Genomic DNA, 23,778 nt, shown 5'->3' on the forward strand with positions numbered 1-23,778 from the left:
CGGCCCCTGCCTCAGTAGGCGCCGGGGCTCAGTTGCCAGCGAACATCTGCTTGAGCGTTTCGGTATCGACGAGAGTCGACACGGAGGTCTCCATGGGCAGCTCGGGGTTGCAGAGCTCATCCGTCGCCGGCTTCATCGAGAAGGGCACCTCGATCACGGGCGCGACCTCTTCACCTTCGATCGCCATCATCGCGGCGGTCAGCGCGAAGCGGGACTGGTAGTTCTGGCCCGAAGAATAGAACACGTCGAAGGACTTGCCCGCGTCTTCCCAGTCGCAGAACAGGCCCTGCTCATCGGTCCGCGAGGCGACGGTGAACACCGGGTCGAGCCCGGCCTGTTCGTAGGCGCGCAGCGCACCACGGAAGCCGTCGGCATATTCGGTGATGTAGCCGCCGATTTCGCCGTATTGCGACAGTGCGGTCGAGGTGGCGGTCACGTTGCCTTCCTGCGTCCACATCGTGTCGATCGAAGCGGCCATCTCGAGGCCCTCGGTGTTGTCGATCTCGATATTGGCGCAGCGCTGCACCTCAGCCGAGAGCGGGTTGCCCGGCACACCGCCCAGCGCCACGATCGGGCCTGGGTGGTTGGTGGAGGCGATGGCGCGGACCATCTCGGTGCCGAGATCGCAGATATTCTCGGAGATGTTGGTGAGGTAATCTTCGCCCGCCACGCCGGCGCCGGTGCCATTGTGCAGCACGACCTTGATGCCGGCCTCGGTGGCCTCGCGCACGACCGGAGCCAGCGCCTCGCCCGCATCCGCGAAGACGACGATCACGTCGACACCTTGGGCGATATAGGCGCGCAGGTCGGAGATGGCCTTGGCCGCGTCGCCACGCGCCGAGGTGTAAAGGATCTCGCCGATCTCGGGATAGGTGAGCGCCTGCTGGATGAACTCCATCGCCGTCACACGGCGCCAGACGTTCTCCCCGAAGCCGTCGGCATAGGCGACGGTGACGTCGCCGCCGGTGCCGGTGTCGCAGGAATTGTTGTTCCAGCATTCCAGCGCCTTGGCGCGCATCTCTTCGGTGACGGGCTCGGCGGCGTGCTCCATCGCTTCCATGATGACGGGGTCGGCCTCGGCCGTGCCCAGCGTCGATACCATCAGGTCTTCGGCGCTCTGCGCCAGACCGGCCATGGGCAGCAGCGAGACCAGCGCCGCAGCGGCGGCCGAGGTCCCGAACGTGAATCTCGTCATTTCTCTCTCCCTGATCGCGCCAGCCTGGGCGCTTTGGCAGTCGCCCCTCCTCCGGGGCCTTCTTTGCGGGCAATCCAGCGAGGCCGCCGGCGGCATCGACGGGGCGTGCGGGATGCTCCGGCCCCGACCCATTCCGGCCGGTACCGGGCAACAGCCCGTACGAATCAGTAGATGCGTCCTCTTCCCGGTAATACCGTAATACGGGATTACAGTAATGATCAACTGAAAACCCGATGCGGGCTACTGAGCGAGGTATCCCCCGTCGATCACGAGCTCTGCTCCCGTCATGAAGCTTGCCTCGTCGGAGGCGAGAAACAGCGCGCCGTTCGCGATTTCGCGCGGGGTGCCGGGCCGCTTCATCGGCGTGGCGGCGACGACCATGGCGTTCATGTCGGCGTCCTGACTCTGGGTGAGCGGCGTGTCGATGAAGCCGGGGTGCAGCGAGTTCACGCGGATGCCATCACCGACATAGATGATGGCAGCGTTCCGAGACATGATGCGCACCGCGCCTTTGGTGGCGTGGTAGGCATGAGCCCCGGCGACCGCGGCATTGCCCCAGATCGACGAGACGTTGATGATCGACCCGGCCTTTTGCTTCTGCATATGCGGGATCACCTCCCTCATGCCGAGGAAGACGCCGGTCTGGTTGACGGCGATGACCTTGTGCCAGTCGTCGATGTGAAGGGTGTGGACCGGGTCGTAGACGATGATGCCGGCGTTGTTCACCAGCACGTCGATATGGCCGTTCTCCTCCACGATGCGGGCCACGACAGTCTTCCAGCTCTCCTCGCTGGTGACATCCAGCTCCACGCCAGTCACTCCCTCCGGATACACGCCGCCCGGGTTCGAGGTGCTGCCGGCATAGACGATGGCCCCCTCCTCTGCGAACCGCTCGACGATACCCAGGCCGATCCCGCGCGATGCGCCGGTGACCAGCGCCACTTTCCCGTTCAATCTCATCTGCTTCCTCCCTTGCGCTCCGCCCGTGAGACCGGGGGACCGACACCCTATTGATGCGCCCTCAACATACTGTAATACGGTATTACGTCAACCAGATCCGTTGACAGTAATACCGTATTACAGTATGCGGGCCGTGGAGGATGGGCGAAGCCCGTGAGGGGCGCCCAGACTGATTTTGAAAGAGATACCGGGAGGAAACCAATGGCGCAGTCGAACGTGGCGCAATCGAAGCTCGATGGTCGGGAACTGGATGTGGCGATCATCGGCGCCGGTGTTGGCGGGCTTTATGCCCTCTACAGCATGCGCGAGACGCTGGGGCTGAACGCCCAAGCCTTCGACATGGCCGGCGGCGTGGGCGGGACCTGGTACTGGAACCGCTACCCCGGCTGCCGGGTCGACACGGAATCGACCGTCTACACCTATTCCTTCGACCTCGAGATGTTTCAGAACTGGCACTGGTCCGAGCGCTATGCCCGCCAGGCCGAAGTACTGGAATACATGAACGCCGTTGCCGACAAGCACGACCTCAAGCGCTCGATCAACTTCAACACGAAGATCGACAGCGCCAAATGGGACGATGATGCCCAGCGCTGGGTGCTGACGACCGGAAACGGCGAGGAGGTGCGGACGCGCTACCTTATCGAGGCGGTAGGCCTGCTGTCCTCGTCCTACGCACCGCAATTTCCCGATCAGGACAAGTTCAAGGGCCAGGTGCTCGTCGCCTCGAAATGGCCGGAGACCGACCCGGAGCTGGAGGGCAAGCGTGTCGCCGTTGTCGGCACCGGCTCCACCGGCATCCAGATCATCACCGAGCTCGCGCCGAAGGTGGGCCACCTGCACGTGCTGCAGCGCACCGCGCAATGGGTGGTGCCGCTCGGCATCGGCCCCTTCCCGCAGGAGGCGCGCGAGCGCATCAAGCAGAACCCGACGGGCTTTCGCGACTCCGCGCTCGATACCGTTTCTGTCTTCGGCTTCCCGGATGCCACAGAGTCGGCGCTCGAAGTCTCGCCCGAAGAGCGCGACCAGCGCTACGAGAAAGCCTGGCAGAAGGGCAACGGCTTCAGCTTCATGCTGGAGACCTTCACCGACATCGTCGTCTCGCCCGAGGCCAACAAGACGGCAACCGACTTCATCAAGTCGAAGATCGACAGCATCGTAAAAGACCCCAAGATCGCCGAGATGCTGACGCCGAGCGACTACTACGCCCGGCGCCCGCTGGCGGCTGACGGGTATTACGACGTCTACAACCGCGACAATGTCACCCTGCACAACGTGAAGGCCAACCCGATCGAGCGCTACACCGAGAAGGGCCTGGTGATCGGCGGCGAAGAGATCGAGCTCGACGTGGTCATCATGGCGACGGGCTTCGACGCGATGACCGGCAATTACCTCAAGATCGAAACGGTGGGCCGCGGCGGCCAGCGCCTTGCCGATCAGTGGAGCGACGGCCCGCACAGCTATGCGGGGATGACGGTCGCAGGCTTCCCGAACTTCTTCATGGTGTTCGGCCCCTTCAGCCCGTTCACCAGCCAGCCGCTCGTGCATGAATGGCAGGTGAACTACTTCACCGATCTCATTCAAGAGGCCGAGCGGACCGGCGCCATCGTCGATACCGAACTGTCGGCGCAGGAGGAATGGGTGAAGATCTGCCAGGAAGGCCTGGCGGGCACGCTGTTCGAGGTGACGGACTCGTGGATTAACGGCGCCAACATCCCCGGCAAGCCGCGCACCTCGATGTGGTTCATGGGCGGCATGTCGAACTACATGTCCGAACTCAACGACATCCGCGACGACAATTACCGCGGCTTCAAGGTCGCTTGACGCCAAGCCTACGGCCCGGGTGTGGTACATCGCCCCCGGGCCCTTCCGGCGAGACCCACGCTCGCCCTGCCAACCGACAGGACCATGAGATGACCCAGACCTGCGCAGTGGTGACCGGCGGCGCACGCAACATCGGTGCGGCCATTGCCCAGCGCCTGCATGAGGATGGCTACCGTGTTGTCGTGCTCGACATCGAGGAGCCCGAAGACGAGATCTTTCGCGCCGATGCCCGCCGCGTCGATCTTTCTGACCGGGCCGAGGCCGAGGCGGCCTTCGCCTACATCGCAGCGACCCTGCCGGTCAGTGTGCTAGTCAACAACGTGGGCGTCGTCCGCCCTGCCCTCTTCGACGATGTGGACCTGCAGGATTTCGACCGCGTCCTGCATCTGAACACCCGCACCTCCCTCATCGCGGCCAAGGCGCTGGTGCCGGTGATGCGGGCGCAGGGCGGCGGGCGGATTGTTATGAACACTTCGCGCGTGACGCTCGGCAAGGAGGCCCGCACTCTCTACTCCGCCTCCAAGGGCGCGGCGGAAGCCATGGCCCGCACCTGGGCGCTGGAGCTGGCCGGCGACGGGATCACGGTGAACTGCGTGGCGCCCGGCCCCATCGCGACCTCGGTTTTCTGGCAGAACAACCCGCCCGATGCGCCGGAGACACGTGCCATTGTCGATGCCGTGCCGGTGGGCCGGATGGGCTCGCCAGAGGACGTGGCCAATGCCGTGGCCTTTTTCTGCGATCCACGCGCGAGTTTCGTCACCGGGCAGACCCTTTTCGTCTGCGGCGGTGTCACAGTTGGATAACGTTCTAACCGCTCGTCACTCAGAAACCGAAATATGCCCGCAATTGCGGAAACCCGCCTTCGTTTCTGGCGGCACCTGCGATAAAAGGTCATACCTCCACAATCGATGGCCCTAATGCCCAGCACCATAATTTCCCGAACCGCCGCCCCTCTGCGCCAGCAAGTCGTGCGCCTGATCCGTGAGGATATACTCAACGGCGCGCTTGTTCCCGGGCAGCGGCTGGTCGAGAACGCGCTCTGCGAGGTCTATGGCGTGTCGCGCACCGTTATCCGTGAGGCCCTGCGCCAGCTGGAGAGCGAGCATCTCATCCAGGTCCGCGCGAACCTCGGCCCCGTTGTGACCGTACTGACGGTAAAAGAGATCAAGGCGATCTACGTGGTACGCGCGGCGCTCGAGGGGCTGACAGGCAAGCTTTTCGCACAGAATGCCGACGAGGCGCAGGCGAAAGCCCTTATCGAGCTGCGCGACCGTCTCGATGCCGAATACCGGCATGGCGACGTGGATTCCCGCGAGGCGATCAAGGCGGATTTCTATCAACTTCTTTCCGCCGGCACCGGCAATGACGTGCTGACGGAGAACCTGAAGGCCATCCACGCGCGCATTGCCGTTTTCCGCCGCTACGCCTTCGTCGATCCGGCGCGGATCGAGCCCTCGATCGCCGAGCTCGAAGCCATCATCAACGCTGCCGCCCGCGACCGCGATGCTGATGCCGCGGCGGCCGCCTGCGAGCACCATATCATCCTGGCTGGCGATCTGGCGGTGATGGAATACACCCGCCGCAATCCCGAGGTGACGGAGGGGGAGGGCTGAGAGACAGCCCACCCCGATTTCTCTCCTAGAGCCGCGGGTTCACCATAACCGGCATGAAGCGGTATGTGCCGTCGCCATGGTCGATGATCTCGCCCATGCCGGGATAGGGGAAATGGTAGCCGTGGAAGGTGATCCCCTCCTCGACGCATTTCTTGAAGATGGCCCGCTTCGCCTCTGTCCCCTGCTCGGGCGAGGTATCGAACTCCATGTGGAAGAACCACTCGGGGTGGTGCGGATCGTAGACCTGATGGTGGCAGGCATCGCCTGTGAAGGCCATCTTCTGTCCTTCTGACTCGAAGATGAAGGCCACCATACCCGCCGCGTGACCCGCGACCGAGAAGGTCGTGATGCCGGGGGCGATGTCTTCACCCGCCTTAAAGATCGAGAGACGGTCGCGATAGGGCGCCACAGCCTTCCGCGCGCCTTCCGTCCAACTGCCGATATGGCTGTCTGTCTTGCTGACGTTCGCCTCGTTCGTCCATTCCGCCCAATCGACATCTGACACATACAGGGTCGCGTTCGGGAAGGCGGCGCGGCCCTCCGCATCGATCAGCCCGAAGGCATGGTCGGGGTGCAGGTGGGTGAGAAGAATGCCGTCGATCTGATCGGGCTCGATGCCGGCGGCCTTCAGGTTGGAGATGATCTCGCCCATCGTCTCGCCCCACCAGGTGACGGTCGGGCCCATGCCGGTGTCAATCAGCCAGAGCTTGCCGCAGGTGTTCATGACCACCGGATTCAGATCCATGGGGATGTGATCCTCGGGCAGACGATACTCTTCCTTCAACCGGGCCATCTCCTCCGCCGGGGCATTGGGAAAGAAGCTCTCGTAGGGGTGGTGAATGTAGCCATCCCACACAACGGTACCTTCGAAGGCGCCGAGGCGGAAACGATGCCAGCCAGCATTCTGGCGGTTGGTCACGGGTGCGTTCATTTGGTCCTCCTCCCAGGGGCCGGGCAGAGGGGCCCGGCGGTCCTTTCATCTTAAATCATTGCTCTTGCAGCAATATGCCGGCGTGACCGGCCCGACTTGTCGCGGCGGGCCGGTCACGCCGCCTCCCACCAGCTCCGGTCACCGGAAGTAGCCCGGGCCAGCAGAGCGCGCACGCTGTCGGTGGTCATCGGCGCGGGGTTGTTGCGCACAAGGCGGGCAGCAGAGACGGCGCCCTTGGCGATGGCGTCGAAATGGGCCTCCTCCACGCCGAGCGTGCCGATATCGGCCGGCACGGCCACGGCTTGCAGCAGCGCATCGATGCGCTCGATGCCGGCGCGGGCGACGACCTGCGCATTCACGCCATCGCAGCCGAGGATATCCCCCAGGGCGGCGAACTCGTCGCTCGCATGGGGCAGGTTCCAGCGCATGATGTAGGGGAGCAGCGCACCCACCCCCATACCGTGCGGCGCATGGCCGAAGGCGGCCATCGGCGACTGGATGGCATGGGCGCCGGCGGTGCCGGTGGTGTTGATAACCATGCCGGCGCAATAGGCCGCGAACATAACGTCTGCGCGGACCTGCAGGCTGTCCGGCTCCGCCGCCAGCCGTGGCAGGGCGCGGTTCATCAGGCGCAGGCCCTCGGCGGCGAAGATGTCGGTGATGCGGTTCTTGCCCGTGTAGATCTGGCTCGCCAGCTCCTCCGGCGTCGGGTTCTTTGGCCGCGCCGTGAAGCCCTCGACGAGATGGCTCAGCGCATCGGCGGCCGTCGCGGCGGTGAGGCCGGGCGGGCAGGTCAGCGTCAGCTCAGGGTCGATGACGGCGGTGTGCGGCGCGATCGCGGCATCGGCGATGGCCATCTTCAGCCCGCGCTCCTCGTCCCAGACGATGGAGAGGCAGGTGACCTCGGCCCCCGTGCCGCCGGTGGTGGGCACGGTCACGATGGGCAGGGCCGGCCCCGGCAGCTGGAACTCGCCGAAGAAGCCGCGCACATCGCCGCCATGCGCCAGCAGCGCCGCCGTCGCCTTGGCGAGATCCATGCATGAGCCGCCGCCGATGCCAACGACGACCTCCGCCCCCTGCCCCGCCGCGGCCGCTTTTGCCACATCCTCGCGCGGCAGCTCCGGCTGAGCCTGGTCGAAAAGCGAGACCTTCACGCCTGCGGCGGCGATGCCCTCTGCCATGTCTCGAAACTCGGGTGTCGTGGCCATGCGCGCATCGGTGACGATCAGCGCGTGCTGCCCGAGCCCCGCCACGATCTGCGGAAGCTGGCGCCGCTGGCCGGGCCCGAAGAGTACGGCGCGCGGCTGACGGACGAGGCCCAGACCAAGGGTATTCTCCATCATCAGATGAGCTCCGCGTCCTGCACGGTCAGGGCCATGTATTTCTTCTCCATGAACTCGTAGATCCCGTCCTGTCCGGCCTCGCGCCCGATGCCCGAGGCTTTCGTGCCGCCGAAAGGCGCCGCCGGGTCGGCCATGATACCGCGGTTGATCCCCACCATGCCGTATTCCAGCTGCTCGCCGAAACTCACCGCCCGCGACAGGTCGCGGGTGAACACGTAAGAGGCAAGCCCGTAGCGGGAGTCATTTGCGAAATCGAGCGCCTCCTTCGGCCCGTCGACGGCGAAGATCGCGGCGATGGGGGCGAAGAGCTCATTGGAGCACATGACCTCGTTGGGCCCATCGAAGCGGATCGTCGTCGGCTCGAAGAAGAAGCCCGGCGACTGGATGGCGCGCCCGCCCGTCAGCACCTCGCCGCCCGCGTCCTTCAGGCTCTGCACGGTGTCGTAGAGCCTGTCACGCTGGCGGGCGGAGATCATGGGGCCGACGTCGACCGCCTCCATTCCATTGCCGACGGTCAGCTTCTTCACCTTCGCCACGAACTGGTCAGTAAATTTCGGCTCGACCTTGCGGTCAACGATGATGCGGTTCGCGGCCACACAGGCCTGCCCCGCATTGCGGAACTTGCAGATGATCGCCTGATCGACGGCGAGCTCCACATCAGCATCGTCGAGCACGATGAACGGGCCGTCGCCGCCGAGCTCCATCGACGAGCTGACGATGTTCTCTGCCGCCAGCCCCATGAGCGTGGCGCCGACGCCGGTCGAGCCGGTGAAGCTGACCTTGCGCAGCCGCGGGTCGCGCAGCAGCATCTTGGAAATCTCCGACGAGGTCTTGGTGTGAACTAGGTTCGCCACGCCCGCCGGGAAGCCGGCATCATGCAGCACCTGCGTGAACAGCGCGCCGGTCATCGGCGTCTCCTTCGCCGTCTTGGTGATCGTGGTGCAGCCGGCAGCCAGCGCCGCCCCGGCCTTGCGCACGATCATAAGGAGCGGGAAGTTCCAGGGGGTGATGAGCAGGCAGGGGCCGACGGGCTGGTGCGTGACCAGCACGCGGAAGCCGCCGCTGGACGAGCTGGCGTAAGAGCCGTGCAGATGCGCGGCCTGCTCGGCGAACCAGAGCAGGAAGTCGGCGGAGAGCAGGAATTCGGCGCGCGACTCGGTGAGGGGCTTGCCGCTTTCGAGCGTCATCGCGGTGACAATGGCCTGCTCGCGCTCCAGCATCAGCCGGTGCGCCTTGTGCAGCAGGTTGGCGCGCGCCCGCGGGGCAAGGCGGCCCCACGCTGCCTGCGCCCTAGCCGCAGCATCCAGAGCGGAACGCGCATGACCGGCAGTGCCGCTCGCGACGCGGACTACGACCTGCCCGTCAGCCGGGTTGAGCACCTCGATCTCGCCATCCCCCTCGATCCAGCGGCCATCGATGTAAAGGCCCGTGGGTACCGAGGCGACGATCTCCGCGATCCCCTGCGCACTGAGCTGACTGGCGTCCATTCTGTTCCCTCCCCGGCCGACGGCTCCAAAGGCCCGTCATCAGACGGTATGATCGTAATACGGTCCTAACGCGTGCGCAACCCGGATCGTGCCGGCAGGTCGGTCGAGGCGGTTACGTAGGCTTTGTATAGGGTTGGGTGGTGTGCGGGGTCTGCGGGTGCGCGGTCGCGCGCGGGTCCCAAGAATTCGGCGACGGCGACTATGCTATCGCTCGCTCCAGCTACTAGATATGCTGGAGGACGCGGAACACCGCGGTATCAGGTGAAGCGCCATGGTGCGGCTAGTCTCGGGATGATCTAGGAGCGAGATGGCTGTGTCGTGGAATTGCGAGAGCCCAGTGGCCCCTCTTTAGCGCCTCCGAGAGCTACCCACCGTCCACGGGTCGCCCCATTCGGAGCGGCCCGCTTAAGAGTCTTTTGCGTCAGTCTCAGCCGAGCACGGCGTGGTCGTTGCGCTTCACCACGACGATGGAGGAGCGGGGCAGCGCGCCTTCGCCGTCCGGGAAGGGCGCGCCCGGGTGCTGGATGCCGACGAACATCGTCTTGCGGTCGGACGACCAGGTCAGGCCCGTCACCTCCGAGCCCTTCGGGCCGGTCAGGAAGCGGCGGATCTCGCCCGTCTCCGGGTCGCCGGCGAGCATCTGGTTGTTGCCCATGCCCTCGAAGTCGCCCTCGTTGCTGTCGTCGCCGTCCGTCTGGATCCAGATGAGACCGGTCGTGTCGATCTGCATCCCGTCGGGAGAGTTGAAAAGGTTGCCGGCATTGATGTTCTCGCTGCCATCGTAGGGCGCCTCTTCGGCGGCCGGGTTACCGGCCATGACGTAGAGATCCCACTCGAAGCCATCGGCGCCATGATCTTCGCCCACAGGGCGCCAGCGCACGATCTGGCCGTAATCGTTGGCCTCACGCGGGTTCGGCGCGTTGAGCACCATCGGGTCGCCGCCGGCATTGGCAATCACCTCGCCCGCGTCGTTCTCGACGCCGCGGCGGGAGTTGTTGGTGAGGCAGCAATAGGCCTCGACGGCAGTCGGGTTGACGGCGACCCATTCGGGGCGGTCCATCGTCGTCGCGCCGACGGCGGAGCCGGCGGTCCGGGTGAAGATGGCAATCTCGGCGGCGCTCATGCCCGTCGCCTCTTCTGTGAGCGCAACCCACTCGCCCGACATGTCGTCGTTGAAGACGGCGACGTAGAGCTGGCCTTCGGTGAGCAGCGTCGAGGTGTCGCCGCCCTCTTCATAGGCGTCGCGGCTGACCCACTTGTAGATGAACTCGCCGCGCTCATCGTCGCCCATGTAGACGACCACGCGGTTGTCATTGGCGAGCGTGCAGGCCGCATTCTCGTGTTTGAAGCGGCCGAGGGCGGTGCGCTTGATCGGGGTGGCATCGGCATTGGCCGGGTCGATCTCGACGATGTAGCCGGCGCGGTGGGGTTCGTTGGGATTCTTCGAGACGTCGAAGCGGGTGTCGAAGAGGTGGTAGTTGTAGTCGAAGCCCGTCTCGCTGATGCCGTAGCGCTGGTAGCCCGCGGCGATCTGCTCATCGGTCGGCAGGCCTTCTGTGGCGCCGAAGTAGCCGTTAAAGTTCTCTTCGCAGGTCAGATACGTGCCCCAGGGCGTGCGGCCGGCACCGCAATTGTTGAACGTGCCGAGGCTCTCTGTGCCCGTCGGGTCGGCTTCGGTCTGCAGCAGCGCGTGGCCGGCGGCGGGGCCGTCGATCATCATCGGCGTGTTGTGGTGGATGCGGCGGTTGTAGGGGCTGTCAATCACGACCGACCAGCCGCTCGGGCCTTCCGCGATCTCCAACACGTTGACGCCCTGGAAGTTCTGCAGGCGCAGCACGTCATCGGCGGAGGCGACGGTGAACTCTTCCTGCTCGGTGCCAGCGGAGCCGACGAGGTTGGTCTCGTTGTTGGTGTATTCGGAGTTCACGACAAGGATCTCGCGACCGTCGATCGAGAAGAGCTCCATGCCGTCGGTGTTCTCACCGAACACGCGGGTGGAGCCTTCGGTGGGAATGCCGAGGGCCGGGTCGAAGTCCGGCGCGTCGGAGAACAGCGGGTCGCCCCAGCGCACCAGGATGTCCCAGGAATAGCCATCCGGCACGTGGACCGTGCTGTCGGTCTGGGCAGGAAGGTTCTCGAAGGCAAAGCGGCTGGAGCCCTGGGCCAGCGCCGTGGAGCCCTTCAGCAGGCCGGCGCCCATCACGGCGGCGCCGGAGCCAAAGGTCAGCACGCCGCCCAGAAAGCCACGGCGGGAGATGGCGCGTTCGACGACGCGATCGAAGTCCTGAACCTTGGGGCGCGGGAAGTTGAGTTCGTCCCACTCGTCGGCGGACATGGGGTGTTTGTCGGTCATGAAGGTTCCCTGTTCTTTCAGAGCCGCCTCATCGCCGGAACCGGCGGGGCGCCCGATGGAGGTAACAAGGCTTCATGCAGGTTATGTGACGTTATAACATGTACCCAGCGTCAACAGTGCGAAGGAAGATGGCATCTGTCGCGCCGGGGGATTGCAACGCGCTCAGGGCCGTGAACCCGCGGATGCGGCCGGCCTCATCTACCAGCAAACGGATCTGCTCATCGACCTGGTCTCGCAGCACCGCCACTGACCCCGAACATTGCCGGCACAGGCGGGCATACACCATCTGGGGCATCACGCGGTCTTGCCCCGCCCATGGCGGCATGCAGATCAATGCTCAGGCGCCGCAAGAGGCGCCCCCCGAGACGCCAGATCAGGGGACCTGGCCCCTAAGGTGAGCGGAGACAAAGGCCGCCGGTAAACCAGCGCCGCTTCCCCGCTCCCGGGCGGAGCGGCGCTGGTTCAGAACCGATAGGCACCCGGCTGATTATGATAGCGACCGGTTCCAGGCGTGGGTGCCCCTCGGAGAAGGTCCGCTTCAAGTCGCAGCCCGGCGGGCGGGCGCTCAGGCGTTTGCCAAGGAAAGAGCGTCAGCTTGCAGCAGGGCTTCCGAGAGGGCGGCGTCTCTCGCCTCGTCACTCATGCGGACACCTTCGGCGATGATGAATTCGACGTCGGTGATACCCATGTACTGCGCGAACCACCCGATCAATGTCTCCGCGTGTTCGGTATGCGCCAAGGGCGCGCCCTGCGCATAGAGGCCGCCGCGTGACAGAGCGACGAGCAGTTTCTTGTCTGGGACGAGGCCAACCTGCCTGCCCTCGTCATCATATTTGAACGTCTGGCCCGGCATGAGAATACGGTCGAACCAGGCTTTCAGCTGGCTCGGGATCGTGAAGTTGTAAAAGCCCACGCCCAGCACCACGACATCCGCGGACAGGAACTCTTCGAGGATTTCGGATGCCTGGGGGTCTGCGAAGGACCCGAGGGTCAAGTGATCGATCGGCGATGTCGCCAGATCGCGATAGACGAGCTCCGCGTTCCGGTTGCCCCTGACGAGCGCCTGGGCCGCAGCGGCGGAGATCTGGCGGCTTACGGAGGCCTCGCCTTGAATGGAGGAGTCGATGTGGAGGATTTGCATTCTGGTCCCAGTCTGTTTTTGTGACCAGGATCAAATATTGGAGCGCCCACACCGCGCCAAGAACGCACAGAGACAGGACCAGGTCACATGAATATGCCTACCGGCTTCACAGCAGAGCCAGAATGCGCGCGGCTCATCCGCGTTCTGGGCCTGCTCGGGGACAAGTGGAGCGTGCTGATCATCATGGTGCTGCGGGAAGAGCCGCACCGCTTCAATGCATTGAACCGGGCGGTCCACGGGATCTCCCGGCAGATGCTGACCCGCACGCTCAAGGGGCTGCAGGCCTATGGTCTGGTGAGCCGAACCGTCACCCCGCTGACCCCTCCTGAAGTGACCTACGCCCTGACCGATCTGGGACGGTCTCTGGCGTCTCCGCTTGAGGAGCTTGGCCTGTGGGTCGATGGGCATATCGACGAGATCGAAGCGAACGAGCGCAAGTATCTGGCCGGGAGGACCTGACGCGTTGCGTCAGGTTGATAATTCCGGCGCATGTCAACGAGACGTCTAGACGAACAAGGTGCGGCAACCTGAAACCGACGGTCGGGATAAGCGCATCCTATTTTCCTCGGACGTCAGCAAAGCAGACCTTCCAGCCCCCCGCGTCTTCGATGCCCTCGTCACTGGCCTTCCGTGTGGCGCGATCATCGGGATCGATCTCAAGCAGCCAGAGCCGGCCCTCTGTGCCGCAGCAGGACAAGGGCCATCGCAAGCGGGACGATGGCTGCTGTCGCCATGACACCCAGCATGGCGTCTGCGGTGAGAACGTCTTTCATCAACGCTCCGATGGACGGGGCTGCGGCGGACGAGATCAGTACCGGTGTCGCGAGGCGCCCCATGGTTCGCGCATAGCCTTCGGAGCCGAAGATCGAGAGCGGCAGGGCACCCCGCGCGATCGACCAAAGCCCGTTGCCGGCCCCCCAGGCGATCATCGCGAGGGCCGCGGGCAGGCCGAAGAGCAGGCCAAAGAACGCAGCGACGACAGAACTCGTGGAGGCGAGCATCGTCCAGATCGGGTGATGGCGACCACGGCCCATCATCTCCAGCACGCGGGCCGCGACCTGGGCGGGGCCGATGAGGGTGCCGATGGCGATGGCGGCGGGCACTCCGTAGCCCGTGGCCGTCAGGATCGAGACGAAATGCACCGACCAGATCGTCGAGAGCATCGCCAGCACGACGCCGGCTGTGGCGAGGCAGAGGAACCGCACGTCCGTCACCGGCACCGCCGCCGCGACCGGCAGGGGCTGCCTCGGCACGCCGCGCGGAGGCGCCTCGGCCCGCGGGATCGCGACGAGCGCGAGCGGCAGGGTGACGAGGAGGTGAAAGCCGGCATAGGCGAAGCAGGCGCCGCGCCAGCCCACGGCCTCGACCAGCCAGGCCGAGAGTGGCCAGCAGACGGTGCTGGCGAACCCGCCCCAGAGGGTCAGCTGCGTGATCGCGGACCGGGCGTCTCGGCCGAAGATGCGGCCGAGGGTCGAGAAGGCGGCGTCGTAGAGGCCGCAGGACATGCCGGCCCCCATGACGGCCCAGGCGAGGTAATAGGCAGGCAGGCTCCGGGAGAGCCCGAGCAGCCCCAGCCCGCAGGAGAGGAGGACCATGCCAAGCGCCAGCACGGGGCGCCCCCCGTGCCGCTCGATCATCTGGCCCACGAGCGCGGCGAAGAGGCCCGAGACCAGCAGGCCGAGAGACACCCCGGCGGAGATCGCGGCCCCGGACCAGCCGGTCTCGGCCCCGATCGGCCCGGCGAGGACGGCGATCAGGTAGAAGCTGGTGCCCCAGGCAAAGATCTCGATGATGCCGAGGGCCGAGACCGTTCCCAGCCGCGCCGCGCGTGTCATTGGGCGAGCTCGGTCTCACTCTTGGTGCTGCAGCCGCAGCCGCAGCCGTCCTTGCCCTCCGCCTTGGCCGCCTCGTCCTTGGCGCAGCAGGCCGAGGCGTCCGCCTTCGGCGCCCCGCCGCAGCATCCGGCTGCCACAGGCGCGGGCTTGGAGGACACCTTGCAGACGCCCGTCTCGGGCAGCTTCAGCCGCACCTCGCGCGCCGCCACGGGGTCACCTGCCAGCTCGGCGACCACTGAGCGCACCTGTTCGTAGCCGGTGGTCATCAGGAAGGTCGGCGCGCGGCCGTAGGATTTCATGCCGACGATGTAGACGTCCTTCTCCGGCTGGGTCAGCTCGACCACGCCATGCGGGCGAACCGTGCCGCAGGAATGGAGGTTCGGGTCGATGAGCGGGGCGAGCGCCGGGGTGGCCTCGACGGCCGGGTCGAGGGACAGGCGGAGTTCGGAGAGGATCGAGAGGTCGGGGCGAAAGCCGGTGGCGACCACGATGCGGTCGACCTCGAAGCTCGTGGGCTCGCCGTCCTCGGTGCCGCTGACGATGAGGCCCTCGCCCTGCCGGGCGATCTCCTCCACCACGAAGGGCGAACGGAAGGTGACCCGCCCGGATTTGACGGCCTCGGCCGCGCGAAGCCCCAGCCGGCCGCGGCCCGGCAGCTCGTCGGCCAGCCCGCCGCCGAGAATGCGCTCGATGCCGCCGGAGCGCGTCGCCCAGGTGATGCGCGTGGCGGGCTCTTCGTCCTGCAGGTCCATCAGGTCGAGCGCCGCGTTGATGGCGGAATGCCCGGCCCCGATGACGAGCGTGTGGCGTCCGCCGTGATCCGCCCGCGCCTTGCCGAGCACATCGGGAATGCCATAGGCGATGCGGGCCTTCGCCTCGATCTCGCCGGCGACCGGCAGACCATCACTGCCGATCGGATTGGGGCTCATCCAGGTGCCGGAGGCGTCGATGACGGCGCGCGCCAGGGTGCGGTGTTGTCCGCCCGCGGCGTCCGTCCAGACCACCACAAACGGGGATTGGTCGCGGCCGACGCTGGAGAGCTTGGAATGCCCCTGCCGCGTGATCGCGGTCACCTCCGCGCCGAGGTGAAGCCTTGGGGCGATGTCGGGATGCGCCGCGAGCGGGGCGAGGTAATCGGCGATCAGCTCATCGCCGGTCGGTAGATAGTCCGGGTCTGGCATCGTCCACCCGGTGCGCTCCAGGAGTGTCCTCGCGGCGGCATCGACGTTGTATTCCCAGGGCGAGAAGACGCGCACATGGCCCCATTCGGCGACGTTGGCGGCGGCGCTCAGGCCGCGCTCGAAGACCTGCGGCTCCAGCCCGCGCGCGAGAAGATGCGCGGCGGCGGCGAGGCCGACGGGGCCGGCGCCGATCACGGCGACCGGGAGTTCAGCTTTATGGGTCATTATTCCGTCCTTCCAGTATAATGGAAATAAAGGGCAAATTTTCAGCCGTCAGTGGCCTCTTTCCGGCACTCTCCAGCGCACTCGTTCGACGTCTGGTCGGCGCAGCATTCATCGGACAGAAAGCCGATCAGGGCTGTCATCGCCGGGTATTCGGCATGACATATCAAGCTTGTTCCGGATCGCTCCTGCCGCACGAGACGCTGATCGATCAGCCGCTTCAGATGGTGCGACAGGGTCGACGCCGGCAAGCCGACATGATCCTGGATCTGGCCCACCGTGCGCCCGCCCGTGCCAGCACGAACGAGCGTCCGGTAGATCTCAAGACGTGTCTGATTGCCGAGTGCTTCGAGCTGGCGGGAGGCTATTTCTAAATTCATGGAAGTAAGTTGTAGCCAGTCCGCGAGGCCGTCAAGCTAATTTCGAGAATTATCGAAAGAAGAGCCTCTAGATCGCCGAGGGGTCGAAGCTGGCCCTATCGCATGAGCATTTCGGCAAGTCTTGGTGAGAGCCTGTTCACCAGTCGCAGCAGTTTCGCTTTGGCAACCCATACCTCGGGCTTTTGCCTCACCAAGGCAGCCACGACTTCGGCGGCGGCCTGTTGGGCCGTGATCTTCGCCGAACTACGGCCTCTGGTCATGCCCGTATCGACCAGCGCCATGATCGCTTCGCTTACTGCAATATGCGGAGCGTTCTCGGCACATTGGTACCTCAGAGACTTGGTGAAGGATCGAACCGCAGCCTTCGTGGCACAATAAACCGGCGAGGCCGCCTTGGGGGCGATAGCCAAACCTGAGCTGATATTAACGATCGCGCCCTGCTCCTGCCTTGCAATGATTGGAAGAAGCCCCATTGTCAGCGCGACAACGGCCTCCAGATTGATCGCGATTTCACGGCGCGCCATGGCGGTGGCGTCGTCCGGTTTCGAGCCAAACAGGTCGATCTCGAACTGAACCCCGGCGTTGTTGATTAGGATGTTTATGTCCGGGGCGGTTGCAGAAAGATCGGCAACGAGAGCGTCAACCTCTTTCACCGAGGATAGATCCGCTGCCCGCGATTCTACCGCGTTTGGGTAGGCGGCTCGCAGCGCATTGAGGTCAACCTCGTTCCGGCCGACCGCGATGACCTTTGCTCCACGATTAACCAGCTGCCGTGTCAGCTCCAGCCCGATACCCCGTGCTCCGCCGGTCACAAGAGCGGTGCTCCGGCCAAGATCGAGCCTCATGCCGAACGCCCCTGCTCGGCCTGATGGAAGGCCTGAAACCCGTTTTCCAAAGCAGGGATGATCGAGACGATTTCGAAATATGGAGTGGATACCAGCGGTGAATTGCGAAGCCGCTCCATCACGAAATAATAGGCCAGCATGTCCGTCGTTTCGAAAACGGCCACGTCCGAGCACGTTGCGCAAAAGGCCTCGGCATCGAAAAACCGCATGGTGACGCGGTCATCCACCAAAGCTTGCCCGAGACTATCAGAGGCAATCCTGTCGCGTTCTTCCTGAGAGTGTTTCAGCCATAAGGGCGTTGCGAGCAGAGTGACGAAGATCGTCCATGTCATGTGTCTTGCCTTTCCTTGTACCGCTCCGAATGATGAGCGATCGCTCGCGTTTCTCAACTCGCATCGGAGGGTGGCCATGACCGAACGGATCAATCCCAGAAAAGCACCGAAACAGGCACGTGCGCGCGCCACTTATGCTGCGATACTCGAAGCCACTGCTCGCATTCTGGTGGAGAGCGGAGTCGAGAGGCTGAATACCAATCGGATCGCGGAGGTCGCCGGCGTCAGCATCGGGACGCTCTACCAGTACTTCCCGACGAAGGAGGCGATCCTGACGGAACTCGTCCGCGAGGAGCGCAAGATTCTGCTGGAAGACCTGACCGCTGCGACCGGCAATATGGAGCGGGAGACCTTCGACCAAACCCTCGACAAACTCCTGTGGGCCGCAGTGACCCACCAACTGCGTCAGCCGAAGCTGGCCCGCATGCTGGAATATTGCGACACCTTCCTGCCGCTGGAAGAAGAAACCGGCGCCTTGAACGCGGCCATCCTTCGGACCGTGGCCGACGGCCTGCGTCATGCCGGACAGCACGACACAGAGCTGGCTACACGCGACTTGGTCGCGGCCTTGCGTGGGATGATCGATGCCGCCGGGCTCAGCGGAGAAACCGATCAAGAGGCGCTGTTTCAGAGGACGAGGAAGCTGGCGCGGGGGTATTTGGGGTTTGACTCTGGTCTGCGTGATGACCGGTGCCTCGTGCACAGCTCATCGTCGCCGCGTGAAAATGCCGGTTGATCTGGCAACGCAGCTCACCTGAGTCGGTCGGGCGCAGGTCCAGACCGCCCTGTTCCCTGATCAATGTAGATGCCTTGAACAGTGGCCGTTGACGCTTCTGGCGCCCCACGGCGGCCCGCTTCACTCATTTGCAATCTCAAAAACTAATGGTATTAGGTATCCCCCTAGCGTTATTAGTGAGACTTGCACGATGCCCAGAGTCGGACTCACCAGAGAAAAGATCCTGGCCGCGGCGGGCAAGCTGGCCGATGACGAGGGCTTCGACAGCCTGACGCTTGCGGCCGTCGCCCGGCACTTCGATGTCCGGTTGCCCAGCCTCTATGGCCACGTGGCCAGCGTGCACGAGCTCAGGCAGGGCCTCGCTCTTCTTGGACTTCAGCGTCTGGCCGAGAAGACTGAAGAGGCGGTCGCTGGCAGAGCGGGCAAGGACGCCCTGATTGCTCTGGCTGACACGCATCGCGCCTTCGCACGGCAGCACCCCGGCCTGTTCCAGGCCGCTCGCTATCCGCTGGACGGTGACAGCGCGGCACGAAGCGGCGGCGCGCGACTTGCCAAGGTCAATCACGCGATGCTGCGCGGATACGCCCTTGGCGAAGAGGACCGCGTGCATGCCACCCGGCTGATCGGCTCGTTCGTCCTGGGGTTCTCCCTGCTGGAGCTGGCCGGCAGCTTCGACCACAGCGCCCCGGAGGCCGACCTCTCCTGGAGGCGCGATCTCGAGGCCCTCGATGCGCTCTTGCGCAGCTGGGCCGACCCGCGAGACGACACATGAAAGCAACAGAAAGATGACCACCTTCGACCCAACCACGTCGCCGCGAGTCGATCCTTCGCTGCTCCACGGCTTTGCCCAACTTGAGCAGACCGAATTCGGGTGGCTCCCCCACAGGCTTCCCGCCAGGGCGCAAGCGCAATGCGATGATCCGCAGCTCGCATCGGCAGAAGCAGAAGCGTCAGGTGTCCGACTGGTCTTCGAAACCGCAGCGACCACCGTCGAACTCGACGTCATGACCACCCGGCGAGAGATTGTCGGCGTTCCGGCCCGGCCTGCGGGCGTCTATGATCTTTGTATCGACGGTCGCCTGTGCCGCCAGCAATCCGCCAAGGACGCCACCGTCTTGCGCCTCGACATGGCAACCGGAACCACGGAGCGCGACGCCGCCGGTGTGCAGACCATTCGGTTCGACGAATTGCCGGCCAAGGACAAACATGTCGAACTCTGGTTGCCGCATAACGAGATCACCGAACTCGGGGCGCTGAGGGCGAATGCGCCCATCACCCCGCGGGCAGGCTCGGCCGGGCCGAGATGGGTTCACCACGGCAGCTCGATCAGCCATGGTTCGAACGCCGCCTCGCCCACCGGGATCTGGCCGGCGATCGCCGCGGCCTCGGCCGGCCTCGATCTGATGAACATGGGATTTGGGGGCAGCGCCCTTCTCGACCCCTTCACGGCCCGGGCGATCAGAGATCAGCCAGCCGACATCATCAGCGTCAAGCTCGGCATCAATCTCGTCAACGCCGACCTGATGCGGCTTCGCGCCTTTGGCCCGGCGGTGCACGGGTTTCTAGATACGATCAGAGACGGACACCCGGACGCGCCGCTCCTGGTCATCTCTCCCATATTCTGCCCGATCCATGAAACGACGCCCGGCCCCGGCATGTTCGACCTCGAAGCCCTGGCCAAGGGCGAGACGAAGTTCGTCGCTCTCGGCAATCCCGAGGACACACGCGCAGGCAAGCTCACCCTGACCATCATCCGCGAGCAGCTGAAGGCCATCGTCAAACAACGGGCGGGAGAAGACGCCAACATCTTTTACCTGGACGGCCTGGAGCTTTACGGAGCGCCGGACCACGCCCGCCTGCCGCTGCCGGATCGCCTGCACCCGGATGCCGAAACCCACCGCCTGATCGGGACCCGGTTTGCGCGGAACCTTCAGCAAATGGTGCCAATGGTGAACGCGCGCGGCTAAGCGGGAGCAACGCGGCCCAATTGGGGCCGTGCGCCAGCCTTTCACTGCTGCGGCTTCACAGAACCGGATTACGGGCCGCGCACGGCATCGAATGCTTGCCGGCATTAGGACAGCTGCGTGGCATCATAAATGATGACCGGTAGGGCAGCGCGACAACTCATGCCGCCTTATTTCGAGCTGCCGCCAAGCAGCCCGCGCGTGAAGGCCTTCTGGAACAACAGGAACACCAGCACCATCGGCAGGGTCGAGACGATGGCGGAGGCCATGAGCGGCCCCTCCTCGATCTGGAACGCGCCGACCATGCCGTAAAGCTCCCGCGTCACCGGCGAGGCGTCGGGCGAGCGGGTGAGGGTGAGGGCGAAGAGAAGGTCGTTCCAGACGCCGCGGCTCTGCACGATGGCGAGCGCCGCGATGCCCGAGATGGAGGCCGGCATCAGGATCTTGAAGAAGTACCCGGTCGCGCCGCAGCCGTCGATCTGCGCGGCCTCCCACATCGTCCGGGGCACGGTGGCGAAGTAGTTGCGCATGAAGAACGTGCAGAACGGGATGCCGAGCGCGAGATGCACCACCCAGAGCCCGTAGATCGTGTCGTATAGCCCGAGCGCGCGCACGATGAAGAAGATCGGGATCTGGATGATCTGGAAGGGGATGAACATGCCCAGAAGCAGGAAGATATAGACCCACCGGCCCGACTTCGTCCCCATCTGGCTGAGCGGGAAGGCCGCCAGGCAGCCGACGAGGATGGAGAGCGCCACGGCGGGCACCGTGATGAGCACCGAGTTTATCAGCGGGCGCCAGAGGTCGGCGAAGGCCTCGCGGTAATTGCCGAGGTAGAATGTGTTGGGCAGCGCCAGCGGCGTCAGCATCTCTTCGGTCGTCTTGAACGAGGCGAAGATGGCCACGAGCAGCGGGCCCATGAAGAAGACGGCGGCCACGAGCAGAAAACCATGGCGCCAGATGTCGTTTTGTCTGGTCATTCGCGAACATCCTCGATCCGGCCGGACATGTAGATGATGTAGGGAAGCACGACGATCATCGCGACGAGCATGAGGCAGACGGCGATGGCGGCGCCGAGGCCCATCTGGAAGCGCTGGAAGCTGACGTCATACATGAGCGTCGCCAGCACATGCGACGAGTTGTAGGGGCCGCCCTGCGTCATCCCCTGCACGAGGTCGAAGACGCGCATCGCGTCGATCCCCGAGATGCCGAGCACGACGATGGTCGTGGGAAAGAGCATGGGGAAGGTGATGCGCCAGAAGATCGTCCAGGCGCTGGCGCCGTCGATGCGGGCCGCCTCGATATACTCATGCGGCACGGCGCGGAGGCCGGCAAAATAGAGGAGGAAGGAGAAGCCCGTCTTCCACCAGAGCGACGAGAACATGATCGAATAGGTCACGAGATCCGGGTCGCCCAGCCAGTTCTGCTGCAGCGCGCCAAGGCCGATGGCCGAGAGCACATCTTCCGCCACACCCTTCGACGGGTCGTAGATCCAGCGCCAGAAGGCGGCGACGGCGATGGGCGTCATGGTGAAGGGCAGGAAGATCAGTGTCTTGTAGATGCTCGCACCGCGCAGCCGCTCGTTGAGCAGAAGGGCGAGCGCGAGGCCGAGCGCGGTCGGCACGACGAGCTCGAAGATCAGCCAGCGGAAGTTGTTGCCGAGCGCCACCCAGAACCGCTCGTCGCCGGTGAGCGAGATGTAGTTTCGAAAGCCGACCCATGTCCAACTCGGCGACATGCCGTCCCAGGAGTGGAAGGACATCGCGACGGAATAGAGCAGCGGGTAGATGTAGACGGCCGAGAACAGGATGACCGGCAGGGCGAGGAAGGCGGCGTAGGTGAGCCGCGTCCTGCGTCTATGGTCATGAGCTAAGCGGAGCGGCATGCCGGGCCTTTCTTCTGGTCGTCATCGCGGCGCGGCGGAGACCCCGCCGCGCCATTTCCTTGCAGGCAGGGGGCCAAGCGCCCCCTGCCCTGTCAGCACCCGGTCAATGCCAGGTCTGGAAGCCGTCTTCCGACAGGCCCTGCTGGCGCAGCGCTTCCAAGCGCTCGGAGGTCTCTTCCACCATCTCCTCGGTCGGCTCATCGGCGAAGCGCTCGATGGCCGAACCGAAATCCTGCGAGATGGAGGCGGGAAGAAGCGTCAGCAGGTTCGGGAAGGTCTGGGCGCCCTCCTCATTCATCCGCTCGAACGTGCGGGCCTGCAGCGGGTCGTAGAAGTCGGTCGGGGTTTCCGACATCGCCGCGAGCGAGCCCTTGTTGGAGTTAAAGGCCACCTGCCCTTCGGCGCTGCCGACAGCGCGCAGGAAGTTCTCGGCGGCGGCCTGCGCCTCCTCCGAGATACCGGCCGGCATCGCGATGCCATCGGGCTGAAGGACGGTGGCGTTGAAGCCGACGGGGGCGGGGAAATAGTCGAAATCTACACCCGGCTCCATGCCGAGGCCCTGCAGATAGGCCGAGCCCCAGTCGCCGACATGGTACATCGCCACGTCACCGGCGGCGAGCGCATCGGCACCGGCTGTCCACTGCCCGCCCGTCCAGTTCGGCATGTAATGCTCGCCGTAATGGGTGCGGTAGTGCTCGAGCGCCTGCTTGAACTCGTCGGAGCTGAGATCGAGCGTGCCCTCGGCAACGCCATAGAAGCCCTCGCCGCCCAGCGTGGCGAGGAGCGAGCCGTAGAAGTTGTAGAGCGACCAGGCATAGCCCTGCCCGTTGCCGAGACAGGCGATGCCGTTGGCTTCGACGGTCTCGCAGATCGTCAGCCACTCGTCATAGGTTGTCGGCGGCTCAAGGCCGTATTCCTCGAAGATCGCCGTGTTGTAATAGACGTTCGTGATGATCCCGATGTTGACCGGCAGGGCCCAGACCTCGCCATTGAACATGGTCACGGCCTTCAGCGCCTCGGGATAGATGTCATCCCCACCGAGCTCGTTCCAGATGTCGGTGACCGGCTGCAGGCGACCGGTGAGCGAGACTTCCAGCAGCTCGCGGCCAAGTGACGTCTGGTAGAGCGCCGGCGGGTCACCGCCTAGCACGGCGACCTGCACCTGCTGGCGCAGGCCCGCGGGGCCACCGGGCACCGTCACCTGTGCGATGGGCGTGTCGGGGTGCTGCTCGTTGGCGACCTCCGTCAGCGCGACCATCGCATCGAGCTCGCCGCCTGCCGTCAGGTAGTGCCAAATCTCGGCATCCTGAGCCGAGGCAGCCGCCGGCAATGCAGCAGCAAGCGCTATCGCGCTGATCCGATTGGTAAATTTCATGGTCTCATCCTCACAGGTTGTGCTGGATTTGGCGGGAACTATTTTTCCACGTCTTGGACAAAAGAGACGCCAGCAATGGGCGAGCTGTCAAGGCCGGTGAGCGCGGGAAGGACAGGTCACTCGCAGCGGCGTCTAAAATTTACGCAATACAACCGGGCCCAGAGGGCACATTATAATAC

At 64.8% G+C, this 23,778-nt stretch carries 22 protein-coding genes; 7 read left to right on the top strand and 15 right to left on the bottom strand.

Annotated features, from left to right (window positions below; all coding sequences use genetic code 11):
• Window positions 1-28 precede the first annotated feature (28 nt).
• Both ACXN5S_RS07290 and ACXN5S_RS07295 read right to left on the bottom strand, forming a co-directional pair.
• Complete coding sequence (locus ACXN5S_RS07290; RefSeq protein ID WP_458604743.1) at window positions 29-1,195, bottom strand: substrate-binding domain-containing protein; 1,167 nt, start codon at window positions 1,193-1,195, stop codon at window positions 29-31.
• A 240-nt stretch (window positions 1,196-1,435) separates the two neighbouring features.
• Complete coding sequence (locus ACXN5S_RS07295) at window positions 1,436-2,155, bottom strand: SDR family NAD(P)-dependent oxidoreductase (RefSeq protein WP_458604744.1); 720 nt, start codon at window positions 2,153-2,155, stop codon at window positions 1,436-1,438.
• A 201-nt stretch (window positions 2,156-2,356) separates the two neighbouring features.
• Here ACXN5S_RS07295 and ACXN5S_RS07300 point away from each other — a divergent pair, with 201 nt between their 5' ends.
• The 3 genes from ACXN5S_RS07300 (at window position 2,357) to ACXN5S_RS07310 (ending at window position 5,589) form a co-directional block, all read left to right on the top strand.
• Window positions 2,357-3,976: a flavin-containing monooxygenase gene (locus tag ACXN5S_RS07300; protein WP_458604745.1), complete on the top strand. Its 1,620-nt coding sequence runs from the start codon at window positions 2,357-2,359 to the stop codon at window positions 3,974-3,976.
• Window positions 3,977-4,065: 89 nt separating this feature from the next.
• Window positions 4,066-4,779 (top strand): SDR family NAD(P)-dependent oxidoreductase, encoded by a 714-nt coding sequence (locus tag ACXN5S_RS07305; protein WP_458604746.1) that lies wholly within the window; start codon window positions 4,066-4,068, stop codon window positions 4,777-4,779.
• Between the two features lie 165 nt (window positions 4,780-4,944).
• Entirely contained in the window at window positions 4,945-5,589 is a 645-nt protein-coding gene (locus ACXN5S_RS07310) for a GntR family transcriptional regulator (protein WP_458604747.1), read from the top strand.
• A gap of 25 nt (window positions 5,590-5,614) precedes the next feature.
• On the opposite strand, the gene ACXN5S_RS07315 is transcribed toward ACXN5S_RS07310, so the two are convergent.
• The 5 genes from ACXN5S_RS07315 to ACXN5S_RS07335 form a co-directional block, all read right to left on the bottom strand.
• Entirely contained in the window at window positions 5,615-6,520 is a 906-nt protein-coding gene (locus ACXN5S_RS07315) for an MBL fold metallo-hydrolase (protein ID WP_458604748.1), read from the bottom strand.
• 113 nt (window positions 6,521-6,633) lie between these two features.
• A complete protein-coding gene (locus ACXN5S_RS07320; RefSeq protein ID WP_458604749.1) occupies window positions 6,634-7,863 on the bottom strand; it encodes an iron-containing alcohol dehydrogenase in 1,230 nt (409 codons plus the stop codon).
• Window positions 7,863-9,350 (bottom strand): NAD-dependent succinate-semialdehyde dehydrogenase, encoded by a 1,488-nt coding sequence (locus tag ACXN5S_RS07325; RefSeq protein ID WP_458604750.1) that lies wholly within the window; start codon window positions 9,348-9,350, stop codon window positions 7,863-7,865. The genes ACXN5S_RS07320 and ACXN5S_RS07325 overlap by 1 nt, the downstream gene beginning before the upstream one ends.
• A gap of 427 nt (window positions 9,351-9,777) precedes the next feature.
• A complete protein-coding gene (locus ACXN5S_RS07330) occupies window positions 9,778-11,703 on the bottom strand; it encodes a PhoX family protein (RefSeq protein ID WP_458604751.1) in 1,926 nt (641 codons plus the stop codon).
• A 565-nt stretch (window positions 11,704-12,268) separates the two neighbouring features.
• Window positions 12,269-12,844, bottom strand: coding sequence for an FMN-dependent NADH-azoreductase (locus ACXN5S_RS07335; RefSeq protein WP_458604752.1), 576 nt, complete (start codon window positions 12,842-12,844; stop codon window positions 12,269-12,271).
• Between the two features lie 87 nt (window positions 12,845-12,931).
• Between ACXN5S_RS07335 and ACXN5S_RS07340 the strand changes: the two genes are divergently transcribed.
• The gene (locus ACXN5S_RS07340; protein WP_458604753.1) at window positions 12,932-13,303 is read left to right on the top strand and encodes a winged helix-turn-helix transcriptional regulator; all 372 of its coding nucleotides are present in this window, start codon (window positions 12,932-12,934) and stop codon (window positions 13,301-13,303) included.
• Between the two features lie 197 nt (window positions 13,304-13,500).
• Here ACXN5S_RS07340 and ACXN5S_RS07345 read toward each other — a convergent pair whose 3' ends face one another.
• From ACXN5S_RS07345 to ACXN5S_RS07365, 5 genes are all read right to left on the bottom strand, one after another.
• Window positions 13,501-14,679, bottom strand: a complete 1,179-nt coding sequence (locus tag ACXN5S_RS07345; protein ID WP_458604754.1) for an MFS transporter — start codon at window positions 14,677-14,679, stop codon at window positions 13,501-13,503.
• Window positions 14,676-16,085 carry an NAD(P)-binding domain-containing protein gene (locus ACXN5S_RS07350; RefSeq protein WP_458604755.1) on the bottom strand — a complete coding sequence of 470 codons (1,410 nt, stop codon included), beginning with the start codon at window positions 16,083-16,085 and terminating at the stop codon, window positions 14,676-14,678. The genes ACXN5S_RS07345 and ACXN5S_RS07350 overlap by 4 nt, the downstream gene beginning before the upstream one ends.
• Window positions 16,086-16,126: 41 nt before the next feature.
• Window positions 16,127-16,462, bottom strand: a complete 336-nt coding sequence (locus ACXN5S_RS07355) for an ArsR/SmtB family transcription factor (protein ID WP_458604756.1) — start codon at window positions 16,460-16,462, stop codon at window positions 16,127-16,129.
• 95 nt (window positions 16,463-16,557) lie between these two features.
• On the bottom strand, window positions 16,558-17,307 hold the full coding sequence (locus ACXN5S_RS07360) for an SDR family oxidoreductase (protein ID WP_458604757.1): 750 nt from the start codon (window positions 17,305-17,307) through the stop codon (window positions 16,558-16,560).
• Complete coding sequence (locus tag ACXN5S_RS07365) at window positions 17,304-17,639, bottom strand: darcynin family protein (protein WP_458604758.1); 336 nt, start codon at window positions 17,637-17,639, stop codon at window positions 17,304-17,306. Before ACXN5S_RS07365 ends, ACXN5S_RS07360 begins: the two co-directional genes overlap by 4 nt.
• Before the next feature lie 76 nt (window positions 17,640-17,715).
• On the opposite strand from ACXN5S_RS07365, the gene ACXN5S_RS07370 reads away from it, so the two are divergent.
• The 3 genes from ACXN5S_RS07370 (at window position 17,716) to ACXN5S_RS07380 (ending at window position 20,342) form a co-directional block, all read left to right on the top strand.
• Window positions 17,716-18,375, top strand: coding sequence for a TetR/AcrR family transcriptional regulator (locus ACXN5S_RS07370; protein ID WP_458604759.1), 660 nt, complete (start codon window positions 17,716-17,718; stop codon window positions 18,373-18,375).
• 190 nt (window positions 18,376-18,565) lie between these two features.
• On the top strand, window positions 18,566-19,147 hold the full coding sequence (locus ACXN5S_RS07375; protein WP_458604760.1) for a TetR/AcrR family transcriptional regulator: 582 nt from the start codon (window positions 18,566-18,568) through the stop codon (window positions 19,145-19,147).
• A 13-nt stretch (window positions 19,148-19,160) separates the two neighbouring features.
• Complete coding sequence (locus tag ACXN5S_RS07380) at window positions 19,161-20,342, top strand: GDSL-type esterase/lipase family protein (protein ID WP_458604761.1); 1,182 nt, start codon at window positions 19,161-19,163, stop codon at window positions 20,340-20,342.
• 167 nt (window positions 20,343-20,509) lie between these two features.
• Here the strand turns inward: ACXN5S_RS07380 and ACXN5S_RS07385 are convergent, their stop codons facing one another.
• The 3 genes from ACXN5S_RS07385 to ACXN5S_RS07395 all read right to left on the bottom strand — a co-directional run bounded on the left by ACXN5S_RS07385 (window position 20,510) and on the right by ACXN5S_RS07395 (window position 23,599).
• On the bottom strand, window positions 20,510-21,319 hold the full coding sequence (locus tag ACXN5S_RS07385) for a carbohydrate ABC transporter permease (RefSeq protein WP_458604762.1): 810 nt from the start codon (window positions 21,317-21,319) through the stop codon (window positions 20,510-20,512).
• Window positions 21,316-22,224, bottom strand: coding sequence for a carbohydrate ABC transporter permease (locus ACXN5S_RS07390; RefSeq protein ID WP_458604763.1), 909 nt, complete (start codon window positions 22,222-22,224; stop codon window positions 21,316-21,318). The genes ACXN5S_RS07385 and ACXN5S_RS07390 overlap by 4 nt, the downstream gene beginning before the upstream one ends.
• A gap of 103 nt (window positions 22,225-22,327) precedes the next feature.
• Window positions 22,328-23,599 (bottom strand): ABC transporter substrate-binding protein, encoded by a 1,272-nt coding sequence (locus ACXN5S_RS07395; protein ID WP_458604764.1) that lies wholly within the window; start codon window positions 23,597-23,599, stop codon window positions 22,328-22,330.
• Window positions 23,600-23,778 lie beyond the last annotated feature (179 nt).

The organism is Pseudoroseicyclus sp. H15, from assembly GCF_054353345.1.